The organism is Novipirellula herctigrandis, from assembly GCA_007859835.1.
Taxonomy (GTDB): domain Bacteria; phylum Planctomycetota; class Planctomycetia; order Pirellulales; family Pirellulaceae; genus Novipirellula_A; species Novipirellula_A herctigrandis.
In genome coordinates this window covers 585,969-586,487 of record SJPJ01000002.1, presented here as the reverse complement: position 1 = coordinate 586,487, position 519 = coordinate 585,969, and the positions used below count along the sequence as shown (strand labels likewise).

At 58.2% G+C, this 519-nt stretch carries 1 pseudogene; it reads right to left on the bottom strand.

The window, feature by feature from the left end:
- A pseudogene (locus CA13_RS33010) lies at nt 1-519 on the bottom strand (cadherin repeat domain-containing protein); the annotation flags it as partial.

Genomic DNA, 519 nt, shown 5'->3' with positions numbered 1-519 from the left:
GAGCGACGGATTCGTCTCGAAGTCAAGCGTCGAACCGGCCCTCAATCGCAGGTCATTGCCGACGATCTCGAACAGCCCCGCATCGGTGCCGGTCAGTGAAAGTGTTTCGGTGCCCAGTGCATCATCACTAACCGCGATCGTTGCGACAACGACGGCGGAACTGGTGTCGGCATCTTCATCAAGGTTGCTGACCACGGACGACAGCGTGATCGTGGGTGCTTCATTGACATCACTGATCGTGACCGAGCGCGAATCGAAGTCGTCCGGACTGCCCGGGATTGACGCATCGTCCACATTAACAGTCACGTCGAGCGACGGATTCGTCTCGAAGTTGAGCGTCGAACCGGCCCTCAGTCGCAAGTCATTGCCGACGATTTCAAACATCGCCGCATCGGTACCGGAAAGCGACAGCGTCTGTGAGCCCAGTGCATCGTCGCTGACCGCGATCGTTGCGACGACGATAGCGGAACTGGTGTCGGCATCTTCGCTGAGGTTGCTGACCACGGATGACAGAGTGAT